Source organism: Candidatus Sulfuricurvum sp. RIFRC-1 (assembly GCF_000310245.1).
Classification (GTDB): Bacteria; Campylobacterota; Campylobacteria; order Campylobacterales; family Sulfurimonadaceae; genus Sulfuricurvum.
The window spans coordinates 120,618-133,670 of the sequence record NC_020505.1 but is presented as its reverse complement, the minus strand read 5'-3'; the positions used below and the strand labels follow the sequence as shown (position 1 = coordinate 133,670).

Annotated in this window: 10 protein-coding genes; 7 read left to right on the top strand and 3 right to left on the bottom strand. The window is 44.8% G+C overall.

Features of this window, described 5'->3' with window-relative positions; translation table 11 throughout:
- Entirely contained in the window at nucleotides 1–852 is an 852-nt protein-coding gene (locus tag B649_RS00680; protein ID WP_015652570.1) for a biotin synthase, read from the top strand.
- A 42-nt stretch (nucleotides 853–894) separates the two neighbouring features.
- Nucleotides 895–1,248 carry an AMMECR1 domain-containing protein gene (locus B649_RS00675; RefSeq protein WP_015652569.1) on the top strand — a complete coding sequence of 118 codons (354 nt, stop codon included), beginning with the start codon at nucleotides 895–897 and terminating at the stop codon, nucleotides 1,246–1,248.
- Between the two features lie 131 nt (nucleotides 1,249–1,379).
- Here B649_RS00675 and B649_RS00670 read toward each other — a convergent pair whose 3' ends face one another.
- Nucleotides 1,380–2,327, bottom strand: coding sequence for an NAD(P)-binding domain-containing protein (locus tag B649_RS00670; protein ID WP_015652568.1), 948 nt, complete (start codon nucleotides 2,325–2,327; stop codon nucleotides 1,380–1,382).
- Between the two features lie 76 nt (nucleotides 2,328–2,403).
- Here B649_RS00670 and B649_RS00665 point away from each other — a divergent pair, with 76 nt between their 5' ends.
- Nucleotides 2,404–2,736 carry a hypothetical protein gene (locus B649_RS00665; RefSeq protein WP_015652567.1) on the top strand — a complete coding sequence of 111 codons (333 nt, stop codon included), beginning with the start codon at nucleotides 2,404–2,406 and terminating at the stop codon, nucleotides 2,734–2,736.
- A gap of 78 nt (nucleotides 2,737–2,814) precedes the next feature.
- A complete protein-coding gene (locus B649_RS12010; RefSeq protein ID WP_015652566.1) occupies nucleotides 2,815–3,939 on the top strand; it encodes an OmpA family protein in 1,125 nt (374 codons plus the stop codon).
- Between the two features lie 61 nt (nucleotides 3,940–4,000).
- Here B649_RS12010 and msrA read toward each other — a convergent pair whose 3' ends face one another.
- On the bottom strand, nucleotides 4,001–4,525 hold the full coding sequence (gene msrA / locus B649_RS00655) for a peptide-methionine (S)-S-oxide reductase MsrA (RefSeq protein WP_015652565.1): 525 nt from the start codon (nucleotides 4,523–4,525) through the stop codon (nucleotides 4,001–4,003).
- 451 nt (nucleotides 4,526–4,976) lie between these two features.
- Between msrA and B649_RS00650 the strand changes: the two genes are divergently transcribed.
- On the top strand, nucleotides 4,977–5,642 hold the full coding sequence (locus tag B649_RS00650) for a response regulator transcription factor (protein ID WP_015652564.1): 666 nt from the start codon (nucleotides 4,977–4,979) through the stop codon (nucleotides 5,640–5,642).
- A gap of 3 nt (nucleotides 5,643–5,645) precedes the next feature.
- The gene (locus B649_RS00645; RefSeq protein ID WP_015652563.1) at nucleotides 5,646–6,902 is read left to right on the top strand and encodes an ArsS family sensor histidine kinase; all 1,257 of its coding nucleotides are present in this window, start codon (nucleotides 5,646–5,648) and stop codon (nucleotides 6,900–6,902) included.
- On the opposite strand, the gene B649_RS00640 is transcribed toward B649_RS00645, so the two are convergent.
- On the bottom strand, nucleotides 6,877–9,420 hold the full coding sequence (locus B649_RS00640; protein ID WP_291750914.1) for an ABC transporter substrate-binding protein: 2,544 nt from the start codon (nucleotides 9,418–9,420) through the stop codon (nucleotides 6,877–6,879). The two genes, B649_RS00645 and B649_RS00640, sit on opposite strands and share 26 nt — an antisense overlap.
- Nucleotides 9,421–9,521: 101 nt before the next feature.
- On the opposite strand from B649_RS00640, the gene metH reads away from it, so the two are divergent.
- Complete coding sequence (gene metH / locus B649_RS00635) at nucleotides 9,522–13,019, top strand: methionine synthase (RefSeq protein WP_015652561.1); 3,498 nt, start codon at nucleotides 9,522–9,524, stop codon at nucleotides 13,017–13,019.
- The last annotated feature ends 34 nt before the right edge of the window (nucleotides 13,020–13,053 follow it).

Genomic DNA, 13,053 nt, shown 5'->3' with positions numbered 1-13,053 from the left:
ATGTCAAAAAAAATATTTCTCTGTTCTATCTGCAATATTAACAGCGGTACGTGCAACGAAGATTGTAAATTCTGTTCCCAAAGCGTGAAATACAAAGCGGATATCGAGCGGTACAAGCAAAAGCCTATGGATCAAATCTTGGAGGAAGCCCGCCGTCTCGAAGCTTTGGGGGCTTTGGGATTTTGCCTCGTTACCGCCCAAAAAGGGTTGGATGACAAAACCCTCGAATTTGTCTGTAACGTCGCTTCTACACTCAAACGTGAAGTTCCCCGTCTCCGTCTTATCGCCTGCAACGGGACAGCATCGCTGGAGCAGCTTAATGAACTCAAAGCCTCAGGGGTAAGTGCCTACAACCATAACCTCGAAACGAGCCGAAGCTTTTATCCGCAGGTGTGTACGACCCACCCGTGGGATGAACGTTATGAGACCTGTGAAAACGTCAACCGTTCAGGTTTAAAGCTCATCACCGGAGGAATCTTCGGGATGGGAGAGACACACGAAGATCGCCTCAGTATGCTCCATTCGCTTAAAGAGCTTAATCCCATTTCCGTACCACTCAACTTTTACCACCACAATCCGGCATTGCCGCTAAACCCCAATCCGCTCACCATTGATGAATGCTTAGCGCTTATTTCTCTTTCACGGAAAATTTTAGATCGTGCGGATCGAATTATGATCGCCGGAGGGCGAGAGGTTACCTTCAAAGAGCGTCAGCATGAAATTTTCGAAGCGGGAGCCAACAGCATCGTGATCGGAAATTATCTCACGACCGCCGGACGTGAAGCCCATACGGATCTGATGATGCTCCAAAATCTTGGATTTGATATTGCTTCTTCACCTGAGGATAAGTAAGTTATAATAACACCATCAAGAGAGTTAAAAAGGGGTTAATAGATGTCACAATCGCTGTTATTAACCATTGCCAGAGCCTCTATCGAAGAGGTGCTCCAAGCAGAAACATCGATTGAGCGTTCGAAACTTCTCGAAGAATATCCCATACTCTCTCAAGCTATGGAGTGTGAAATCACCCTCTATTTAGATAATAAACTTCGCGGTTCTGCACGCACAGAAAATCTGGGGCGCTCACTGCTCGAAGAGATCATCCATAATGCCAAAGTTGCCGCCTTTCAGGATGAAAATTTCGATCCTCTCGTCACTTCTGAATATCTCCATACCACTATCAAGCTCACTTTATTCACCGCCGATGGAGAGCTAAGTCATCAAAGTGAACCAATACTAAAGGCGTAACCTCCCTCGTTCCCAACGTCCTCGTTGGGAATGCATACAGTAAATAAATAATACAACTAAAATATACACTCCCAAGCAGGAGCTTGGGAGCGAGGGTCGCTGTACTCCCTTCGCGGGAATAACGAATTGTATTACAAAGATTGAATGTAATTTGCAATCGCGAAACCATGATTCAGTCCAAGAGCGATCGAACCGCCTGATTCTTGGGTAATGTCACCTGCGACGAATAACCCCTCCACATTGCTCTGATAATTCTCATCATGGACCGGTTTCCCGTCCTCTTCACGAATACCGCTGCTTTGCAAAAAACCGCTTGGGGTTGTGCCGCCAATCGCATACACAAGTCGGTCAAACAATTCCGATGTCCCATCACTAAACAATACTTTGACTTTTCCGCTCTCGCTCTCAAGCTCGATAATTTCTGTATTAAGCAAAGGCCGAACCGAGCCGTTTGCAACCGCTTTTTCGATATCCGTCTGATTCGTCGGATTCGCTCTGCGAAACGTTCCTCGACGATAGCAAATACTCACTTCATTTCGATCGCACAACTCTACGGCATACTCGATTGCCGAATCACCGCCTCCGACAACCATCACTTTTTCTCCCTGAGAACATCCATCTAATGTAAAATGAATCTGATTTTTAATCGAAAGGGGGATTTTATAATCGGGCTTATTCGGCTTACCCATTCGTCCGATTGTTACAACCACATAAGCGGCTTTGATACTTCCTCCGGCGATAAAAACTTCAAATCCACCCTCTATTTTCATTATCTTTTGCACTTCGGTATGGGTTTTGAGTTCCACCACTTCATTATCCAACAACTGATCAAAAAAATCTAACGTAGACTCTTTTGTACCGTCCATAAAATAGAGAGTTCCGTCCAGCTCAACTTTTTGCCCTTTCCAATCCTTGTCGACCCGCTTATTATCTTTGTAAAACTTCCGAATTGTTGCATTATGGTTTTCATCTTTTTCAAGAAGTACAATATCGCGCATCCCTAATACATAACTCTCAATCGCCGTTGCTATACCGGCAGGTCCTGCACCGATTATCGCTAATTGATAAAAATGTTCCATCCGTACTCCTAAATTATATATTGCAAATACTCTATCACAAAGAGGGATAAAATTCGATTTATGTTATCATTCTTAGATGTACTATGTTATACAACGTCACCATGGTGACCCAAAAAAGCATTATTTAGCCTACAGTGTCCCACGATATCTCAGTTCTGAAAAAAGTCAAAATATCATTTTTGAGTTTAAACACGATGGAAGCGTTAAACGAAAATGGGCTCCCAAAGAAGATATTGTTTTACTGACGGATGACCACGCACTTTTTCAATCAACACTTGAGAAACTTGAACTCCTTAAACGTTCCCATCTTGAAAAAATCGATACGGCGCAAGCACACTTAAACCATGAAATTTTTTCGATGTTAAACGCTATGCAGTCTGAATTTGAAACCATTAAAAAAAACGTTTAACTACATTTAGACAACATTCCAATCACATTTGTGTGTTATACTTTGAACATTCCAATCTGACTTAAGGAGATTTTGACGATGAAAAAATTAGCGTTTTCAGCAATTCTTGCTGCAACTTTACTCGGGGCAAGTGACTTTAATTATGAAGTTACGCCAGTTGTCGGTTACCTCTGGAACAGTACTTCAGACGAAACCAATCCTAGTGCAATGGGTGGTGTAGAAAACCATATGGTATACGGTTTGGAGATGCAAGCAAACGACCTTTACGATAGCGTTAAACCTGAGCTATCTGTTCTTTACGGGCGTAATCGTGTCCCAGGTGCAGGAGAGAAAACAGGGGTTTTGACAACCATGTTTAACGGTGTTTACGAAATGGAAACCGGTACAGTTGTTACTCCGTTTGCAAAAGCGGGTTTAGGGTATGAGTGGTATACCAATACCCATGAAAATGATTTTGATGGAATGCTCCTAGACGCTGGTCTTGGGTTGAAAGCCGATATTACCAAACATATTGCTCTCAAACTCGAAGGGCTTTACATGTACAAAATGAACCGCAGCGGTGCTATTGATTCAAGCAGCGGTGAAGTTCATAATGTAGCGGCGCTTGCCGGTTTGACATTCAGTTTTGATGAAAAAGAAAAAGCGGCTCCGGTTATTGCTGCGGTTGTAGCTCCGGTTGTTGCAGCCGTTGTTGCTCCGGAACCAAAACCGGAGCCAAAACCTGAACCGAAACCCGTAGTTGTCCCTGCACCAAAACCGGCAGCCGTTGCGGCTCCGATCGACAGTGATAAAGACGGTGTCTTTGATCCATATGACAAATGCCCGAATACTCCGGCCGGATTCAAAGTTGATACAGAGGGCTGCCCGCTTAAAGCGACATTGCACCTCAACTTTGCAACCGATTCAAACAAGGTCGATGCTGAAGGTACGGCTAAAGTTGCAACCTTCGCTGGCTTCTTGAAAGACAGCCCGGCCTATAAAGCAAACATTGTCGGTCATACTGACAGCACCGCATCAGACCAATACAATCAAAAACTCTCCGAAAAACGTGCAGAGACCGTTAAATCGATGCTGATTAAAGAGGGTATTGATGCTTCTCGTTTGACATCAGAAGGAATGGGTGAAAAAATGCCTGTAGCTTCCAATAAAACAAAAGTAGGACGTGCTGAAAATCGCCGTATCGAAGTAGAACTTTGCAAATAACCGGCATATTAGGTCAAAGGGAGCAATGCCCCCTTTGTCTCTACCGCTGAGTTCTCTTGTTTCACCATTTTACCTTATCTCCAAATTTAACCATAAATTTCTGAATCTTTGGCGCAATAACTGCGTAACAATACCCTTGCGTCGGATGTTCCGTGTAATAGTTTTGATGATACCCTTCTGCTGCGAAAAACTCAGGCGCAGATGAGAGTTCCGTAACGATCGGATCTTCCCATTCTTTTTGAGCTTTTGCAATCGATACAACCGCTTTTTCTTTTTGAACGTCATTATAATAGTAAATTACCGAACGGTATTGCGTTCCGCGATCAGCCCCTTGGCTATTCAATGTTGTCGGATTGTGAATGGCCCAAAAAATATCAAGTATCTCTTCATAGGTTATAAGTGCGGGATCATAGGTTATCTCTACTACTTCCGCATGTCCGGTTGCGCCGCTGCATACCTGCTCGTAACTCGGATCTCTTCGTGCTCCGCCCGCATAGCCGCTAATGGCACTTTGCACTCCATTCACACGATTATAAACTGCTTCGATGCACCAAAAGCATCCGCCCCCTAAAAGTGCCTTTTCCATTCATTTATCCTTTTTTAACTGATGTTACGCACTAAAGCTACCCACATGGATACGGGAGAATTATCCGTTTTCGAGGCTGTTATGCGCTTGAAGAATCTTTAGTGAGTGGATACTTTAAGTTGATTATTTTTTAATCAATTATTTGAATATTTTATAATTTAATGGCTTTATAATGTCATTGTTTCGTCAAAACACGTTATCGTACGGTAATCAAATACCGATACGATTCCGTTTAACTTTAATAAAGGAGAACCCAATGGACAAAATGACACCGTTAGAAAAAATGTTGGTCAAAAAATTACGTAAATCCAAACGTGCCAGCTGGATGGTAGACTAAAATCTTTTTTGCTCTTAAGAGCAAACAACTTCCTCTAATCCTCTTTTTTACCCTTTTCCCTTTTGTTAACATCGTTACGTCATACTTTCAGCAGAATACATAATGAGGACTCCTATGCTTCAAGCCCTGATGGTCGAAGACGACCCGGATATCACAACGCTGTTGGTTAACTATCTCAAAAACTACGGAATAGCGCTCAACGCCGTCTCAACACCATCTGCAGGATTAGAGCTGCTTGAGAATGAGCATTTTGATCTTATCATCTTGGATTTGACTCTACCACAGATGGATGGGCTGGAACTCTGTAAAAGAATCCGTCTTAAAACCGATATCCCGATACTGATCTCAAGTGCACGAAGCGACATCAATGATAAAGTACTCTCTTTAGAGTACGGGGCAGACGATTATCTCCCAAAACCTTATGAACCTCGTGAATTGATTGCTCGGATCAAAAGTGTTCTCCGCCGTTACCGTCCCACGCTGGAGAAAAAAAACAAGCTCTTTCTCCTGAATGAACAAGAGCAGAGCATTCTCTTTAATGGCTTATCTCTCGCTCTGACGCGGGCCGAATATGAGCTTTTGTCTCTTTTTATCCTCCATCCGAATCAAACGCTCAGTCGTGATTTCCTTTCCAACAATTCCGAAGCAATTTCATGGGAGAGTTCGGTGAGGACTATCGATGTTATCATCAGCCGTTTACGTCAAAAAATTGAAAAAGATCCCAAAAACCCCCGCTTTATCCACTCCATTCGCGGAAGCGGATACCGATTTTCAGGTTAAATGATGCGACATAGTATCTTTTTGCGTATTACCCTGTTTTTTATCATCACACTCATTGCCATGGGTATAGGATTTTATTTTTTAAACCAAAAACTCACCCAAGAGCATACCAAAAAGCTTGAGCTGGAAGCGGGAAATCTCCTTCTTGTTTTACGCAAAAGTATTGTCCTGGATCTCCCTGAACGGCGCTCTTTTTTGCAAGAACAAGGATACAGTGTTACCGAACCTCATCCTGATCTTATTAAAACACTGGATAATGCCCTCACTGCTGTCCCTGAGAATTATCCTGAAGCGATCAAAGACTCACTTAAAGAGGGGCGAATACGGATTTTAAAAGATGAGAATCATCTCTATGTTTATCTAACGAAAGCAGCTCCGCCTCTGCTGCTCATCAAAACCGATGTGGCCCATCAGTCCCTTTGGCCTGCAGCACTTTTCGCCACCCTGACACTGGCTCTTTTGCTTTTGTACTGGCTTATCATCCGAACTCTTTTCCCCCTTAAAACACTGATTCATTCGATTACTCATTATGGAAAAGAGGGGGTTTATATCCCGATCAAAAGCGATAAAAAAGACGAGATTTCTCTCGTTTCTCGTACACTCGACAGCGCAATGGATAAAAACCAAACCCTCCTTGAAGCACGCAGACTCTTTTTACGCAACATCATGCATGAGCTGAAAACGCCGATTACCGTTGGGAAGCTGGCGCTGCCTTTCCTCAAGAACAAAGAAGAAAAGTCTATTCTAGAACGCGCTTTTTTACGGATGGAGCATCTGATTGCGGAATTGGTAAAAGTAGAGCAGATCACGTCCGGAGCACTCGCCCCTCATTTGCAAGAATGTGATCCGAAAATCCTGATTGAAAAAGGACAAACCTTACTTTTTTTAAGCGATGATATTCTCGATCTTCAATTGAGCGGAATACCGATTTATGCCGATTGCGAGGTGTTGGTAACCGTCTTTAAAAATCTAATCGATAACGCGATTAAGTACAGTTCGGATGGAAAAGTTACCATTGTTCAAAACGAGAAAAATATCCTCTTTTATAATAGAGGAGAACCGTGGGAGAGCGGGTGTACACTGCAAACCCTCTGCGAACCGTTTTTTCATCACCATGAAAATACTCAAAGTTTCGGCTTAGGGCTCTACCTTGTAAAATCGATTCTCGATGCCCATAACTTTGCCCTTCATTATCGCTATGTTGAGGGAAGACACTGCTTTGAGGTAATCTGTTTTAACCCTCTTTTACCGCACGATTAAGCCGGATTTCGAAACAAGCCCCTTTTGAGGTATTGTAAACACTGAGCTTTCCTAAAAAGTGCTTTTCAATAATCATTTTGGCCATATACAAACCGATTCCCGTCCCTTGGGATTCAAATTTAGTCGTAAAATAGGGGTCAAAAATTTTATCGATGATCTCCGGAGGTATCCCTCCTCCGGTATCTTCGATTGCGATCGTACAATATTGCTCATCATTAAGACAGCGAATACGAATAACCCTCTCACGTCCGCGATGCTGTTCAATCGCTTCACGGGCATTATTGACGAGATTAATGACCACTTGTTTCAGTTCATTCGGATAGACCAAAACTTCAATCATCGGATCGATATCTCGCTCAATGATGATTTTTTTACGCATCAACAAAGGTCCCAAAAGGGCTTCAACATCATTGGCCAACATATCAATATTTACCCAAATTTGGCTTTTGTCTTGTTTGAAAAAATTACGGAAATCATCGATGGTCTGAGACATGTATTCGATTTGTGCTTCGGCAATCTCAATGACTTTAGTCGATTCACTGTTCCCCCCTATCGCACAACTCAAATTTAAACGGGTCATCGAAAGCCCCAAAATATTCAACGGTTGCCGCCACTGATGTGCAATCGACTCGAGCATGGAACCGATTTCCGCCATTTTGGCTTGCTGCATCAACAATTTTTCCTGTTTCCGATTTTTATCAACCGCTTTTTCAATCTCTTCTTGAAGCCGTTGATTAAACGTTTCAAGTTCATCGGTACGTTGACGTACCAATACATCAAGGCGGCGATTTTTATAGGCGATTAAAATAAATAATATCCCCATAAAGCCAACCACACCCCAAACCAGACGATAATTGATTGGATAATTACGTTCCATCACAAGCCAAGGTCCGTGAATCTCTTCGTATTCTGAGGGGGTAATGGAAGCGAGAACTTTATCTGAGATGGAAGCCAGCATCCCCCAATCGTTACGAAATGCAAATGCAAGTTCATACCGATACGGCGTTTCACCGACAACCTTGAGACGTTTTAGATTATGCCTCTCTATCAAATGGCTCACAACCCCAAGTCCTTCGATACAGGCATATGCTTCGCCTGAAACAACGCTCTGGAGAGCTTCCAGCGAGGTATCCGCAACTACCGGGATAATTTTGGGATAGTGTTCACGTAAAAATTCTTCCGTCGCATAAGAGCGGACAACGGCTACTTTTTTCCCGCCCAAATCATTTAAATCATTTACAAATCCAACATCCGAATGGGCAACAATAACAATCGATTGTTTCAAATAAGGGCGGCTAAAAAGAAGATTCTCCCGCCGTTTATCGGTAATGGCCGCACAAGAGAGCATATCAATCTCTTTGTTTTGAACCGATCGGATCGAATCACTCCAATGGCGGCGGCTGTAGTCAACCTCAAAATGGACCCCTAAGCGCTTTTCGAGAAGCTTCAAATACGATGCACTGACTCCAGAATGTCTCCCTTTTTCATCGATTGACTCGATAGGAGGCCAGTTTTGATCGATTCCGACTCGGATAACCGGATGATCACGCAACCATCCTTTCTCTTTTTCACTCAATTGCAATGCGCTGTGTTTATATCGTAAAGGTTCAAACGAAGGGATCGATTGAACGACACCCATTAGCCGATACCCTTGGGCAATCATTTCCAGACGCACCGGATCGATGGAGCCAAAAGCAATATTGGGACGGAAGGCAAATTCTTTTAACATTCGACCTTCGTAGATCAGTGCATCCAGTGATTTATGCTGAGGGTTGTAATCACGGTAAATCAGTTCAGCCGTCTCTTCAATATGATCAAATGCCCAAAGCCACCCCCGCATCGATGCATCGTAAAAGGCTTCGGCTCTTTGAGGATTTTTAGTGGTTTCATCCGTCGTGGTAAATAAGATATCACTGTAAAAATCGAATCCGTACTCTTTAGGGTGAATAGCACGTGTTTCGATTCCTGCTTTTTGAAGAACATAAGGTTCATTAGAGAGGTAGGCGACCATAGCATCGGTTTCACCTCTAGCCAATGACATCGGATCATACGAGTGTTTTTGCAGTATCAAATCACTGGTACGCAATCCGACACTTCGGAGCATCGCCTGCAGCTCGGCGCCCTCGATAGTATCCCCGGTCAACATAACCCGTTTGTTTTTGAGGTCCTTGGCATTATGGATATTAAAATCCTTACGGGTAAGGAGCATCATTGGAGAGGATTGGAATACTGCAGCCATGAGAACAAGGGGAGCACCTTTGATGTAATCAACAATCAAAGAAGAACGTCCGACACCGTATTGAGCTTTCCCGTTTATGACGGCTTTAAAAGGGTCTTGTCTATTGTGTGCATCTAAAATCGTAACATCTAATCCTGAATCCGAGTAATACCCTTTTTGCTTGGCAACGTAATACCCTGCAAACTGAAACTGATGGAGCCACGGCAATTGAAGGGTTACGGACTCTTTCGACCATGCAAGTGACATTAAAAAGAGTAATAAAAGAAACAGCTTTTTCATAGATTAGAGTGTATCAAAAGAATTATATTTTCATACTTAGAACCCTTTAGGCTACTCTTGGATAAAATCGTATTTTATTTTTATTGCGCAAGGTCTCTGTTATGTCCCTCAAACAAACGCTTCTTGAAACTATCTCTCGCCGAGCTCTTATAATCGATGGCGCTATGGGAACCCAGCTTCAAGAGCGTGCCGATAAAATACCTGAGAGTGCATGGGAGGGGTTAGAGGGGTGCAATGAGCTCCTAAACGTCACCTGCCCAGAGGTGATGAGCGATATTTTTCACGCCTACCTCGTCTCCGGTGCGGATCTCATCACGACCAACACTTTCGGTTCCTTTAGCTGGGTATTGGACGAATACGGGATCGGACATCGTGCCTATGAACTCTCCAAAGCGGGAGCCGCAGTCTGTAAAGCAGAGTGTGATAAATTTTCCACTCCTGAACACCGGCGTTATGTTTTGGGTTCTATCGGACCGGGAACCAAGCTCCCCTCTCTCGGACACATTCACTACGATGAGATGCTCGCAGGGTATCTAGAGTGTTGTTTGGGACTCATCGACGGCGGATGCGATATTTTCCTCCTTGAAACCTGCCAAGACCCACTCCAAATCAAAGCCGCACTCCATGCCTGCGAAGCGGCTAACCGCAAACGAGGTTCTGATCTTCCTATTATGGTGTCCGTTACGATCGAGTTGGCGGGGTCTATGCTCATCGGTACCGATGCGGCAACCATCGCCACGATTTTAGAGCCCTTCGATATCATCAGTCTGGGATTCAACTGCGGAACCGGACCGGAGCAATACGGGAAACACGTTAGAACCCTCAGTGAAGTGTGGGGAAAACCGATCTCGGTTCATGCCAATGCGGGCTTGCCTCAAAACCGAGGCGGCTATTCGTACTACCCGATGGGACCCGATGAGTTTGCTCAGCTGCAATGTGACTTTTTAAACTATGACGGCGTCAGTTTCCTCGGTGGATGCTGCGGAACAACCCCTCAGCATATCCGTGCACTGGTGAATAAAGTTTCTTCCATCACCCCCAAAAAACCAAGCGGAGAGACAACACCCTCTATCGCATCGTTGTTTAACACCGTCGAACTGATCCAAACACCCGCTCCGCTACTCATCGGAGAGCGCTCCAATTCGACCGGATCGAAAGCGTTTCGTGAACTGATCATCGCGAGCGATTACGAGGGGACACTCAGCGTCGGTCAAGCACAAGTACGAGATGGCGCCCACTGTCTCGATGTCAACGTCGAGTTTGCGGGGCGTGATGGTGCGGTGGATATGGCGCACGTCATGAGACTCTACAACCAAAAAATTTCCATCCCCCTTATGCCCGATGCGACCCGTGTCAACACAATGGAAGAGGCACTCAAATGCATCGGCGGCAAACCGATTATCAACTCCGTCAACCTCGAAGACGGTGAAGAGCGTCTCGATGCTATCTGTTCACTGGCTAAAAAATTCGGAACAGCCCTCGTATGTCTTGTCATTGACGAAAAGGGAATGGCAAAAACAACCGAAGATAAAATGCGCATTGCGGATCGGATTTATGATCTGTGTGTCAACCGCCACCATATCGATCCTCGCAATCTGATGTTTGACATGCTCACCTTTACCGTGGGAAGCGGGGATGTGGAGTACCGTGACGCCGCCATCCAAACCTTAGAAGCTATCCGCCAACTGCATACGAAATATCCTAACGTCGGCTCAACACTGGGGCTCTCCAACATCTCTTTTGGACTCAGCATGAATGCCAGAGTCTTTTTGAACAGTGTCTTTTTACACCACTGTATTGAAGCGGGTATGACATCGGTTATCATCAACGTCAAACATATCGTACCGCTTGCCAAAATGTCCGAAGAGGATCGTGCCGTCTGTGAAGAGTTGCTCTTTAACCCGGATGATCAGTCCCTCTTTAAATTTATCGAACATTTCAGTGATAAAACCATCGACAACACTAAAAACGACGAAGAATACGAGAGCTTGAGCGATGAAGAAAAAATTGCCAAACTCCTTATCGACGGGGATAAAGAGCGGATGATTCCTCTTGTTGAACGGGCACGGACACAGATCAATCCTGACACCATTGTCAATGAAATCCTCATCGATGCGATGAAAATCGTCGGAGAGCTTTTCGGATCGGGAAAAATGCAGCTTCCGTTTGTATTGCAAAGTGCCGAGACGATGAAAACCACCGTTGACTATCTCAACCCCTACCTCTCCAAACAGGAAAAAGAGACCGATACTACCCTCGTCATCGGGACGGTCAAAGGGGATGTTCATGATGTGGGGAAAAATCTCGTCGATATCATCCTCTCAAACAACGGATTCAAGGTGATCAATGTTGGGATCAAAACCGAACTCGAAGAGTATCTCGATGTGATGAAAGCCCAAGAGATTCACGCCATCGGGATGTCCGGGCTGCTCGTCAAATCGACCCAAGTGATGAGAGACAACTTAGAGACAATGGCCGGTATGGGAATCACCACACCGGTACTTCTCGGCGGTGCGGCACTCACCCGTAGTTTCGTGGACGATTTCTGCCGCCCGATCTATAACGGGGCGATCTTTTATTGCCGCGATGCCTTTGACGGGGTGATCGCCATGAGCCGAATTGAAAAATACAATGCCGATCCAAGCATAGGGCTCGACACCCGCCTCGGCGGAGATATGATTGAACGTGCCGCCAAAGAGGTTGTGGATGTTGTTATCCCACCGTTTCATGAGTTGAACATGCCAAGCGAGGTAAAAATTCCGACCCCTCCTTTTTGGGGGCGTCGGGTATTACGCAAAGAACAACTCGATTTTGACATGGTATGCGAATGGATCAACCGCCGCAGTCTCTTTAAATTGCATTGGGGATACAAACGTGCCGGAATGCCGGTGGATGAGTATAAAAAACTTCTCGAGACCAAAGTTTATCCGTCCTATGAGCGGATCAAACGAGAGATTGTCAAACGGGGACTGTTTGACCCGACGGTGATTTACGGATACTATCCTGTCCGAAGCAGCGATCAGGAACTTCTGATTTTTGATGAGAGTTACGGATGGAATATCGATGAAAACGCGAACCGTCAGAGCCTCGACGAAGTGATCGGGAACGCCAAATACGTGTTTGAGTTTCCGCGTCAGCGCAAAGCACCCCATCGCGCACTAAGCGACTTTTTCACCCATACCCGCGATGACGTATTACCGCTAACGTGTGTTAGCGTAGGGGATAAATTCAGCGAGTACGAAAAAGAGCTGTATGCCGCGAATGAATACCTCGAATACAACCTGGTACACGGGTTTGGGGTAGAGCTTGCCGAAGCGTTAGCCGAAGTGGCACACAAACAAATCCGACTTGACCTCAATATTGCACACAATGATGAAGGGTTTAGTCTCCGTGATGTCCGTCTCAACCGCTATGCGGGGGCACGATACAGCTTCGGGTATCCGGCGTGTCCTGATTTGGAACAGAGCCGTATCATCTTCGATTTATTACGCCCTGAAGAGTTTGGCATTACCCTCTCTGAGACGTTCCAAATTCACCCTGAGCAAAGTACCACGGCTCTCGTCGTCCATCATAAAGAGGCGACGTACTACAATATCTAGGAATTAAAACGTATTTCCTTTATGTTATAATAAT

Coding starts and splice junctions, on each gene's coding strand:
- B649_RS00680 (WP_015652570.1), top strand. CDS start 1: ATGTCAAAAAAAATATTTCTCTGTTCTATCTGCAATATTAACAGCGGT.
- B649_RS00675 (WP_015652569.1), top strand. CDS start 895: ATGTCACAATCGCTGTTATTAACCATTGCCAGAGCCTCTATCGAAGAG.
- B649_RS00670 (WP_015652568.1), bottom strand. CDS start 2,327: ATGGAACATTTTTATCAATTAGCGATAATCGGTGCAGGACCTGCCGGT.
- B649_RS00665 (WP_015652567.1), top strand. CDS start 2,404: ATGTACTATGTTATACAACGTCACCATGGTGACCCAAAAAAGCATTAT.
- B649_RS12010 (WP_015652566.1), top strand. CDS start 2,815: ATGAAAAAATTAGCGTTTTCAGCAATTCTTGCTGCAACTTTACTCGGG.
- msrA (WP_015652565.1), bottom strand. CDS start 4,525: ATGGAAAAGGCACTTTTAGGGGGCGGATGCTTTTGGTGCATCGAAGCA.
- B649_RS00650 (WP_015652564.1), top strand. CDS start 4,977: ATGCTTCAAGCCCTGATGGTCGAAGACGACCCGGATATCACAACGCTG.
- B649_RS00645 (WP_015652563.1), top strand. CDS start 5,646: ATGCGACATAGTATCTTTTTGCGTATTACCCTGTTTTTTATCATCACA.
- B649_RS00640 (WP_291750914.1), bottom strand. CDS start 9,420: ATGAAAAAGCTGTTTCTTTTATTACTCTTTTTAATGTCACTTGCATGG.
- metH (WP_015652561.1), top strand. CDS start 9,522: ATGTCCCTCAAACAAACGCTTCTTGAAACTATCTCTCGCCGAGCTCTT.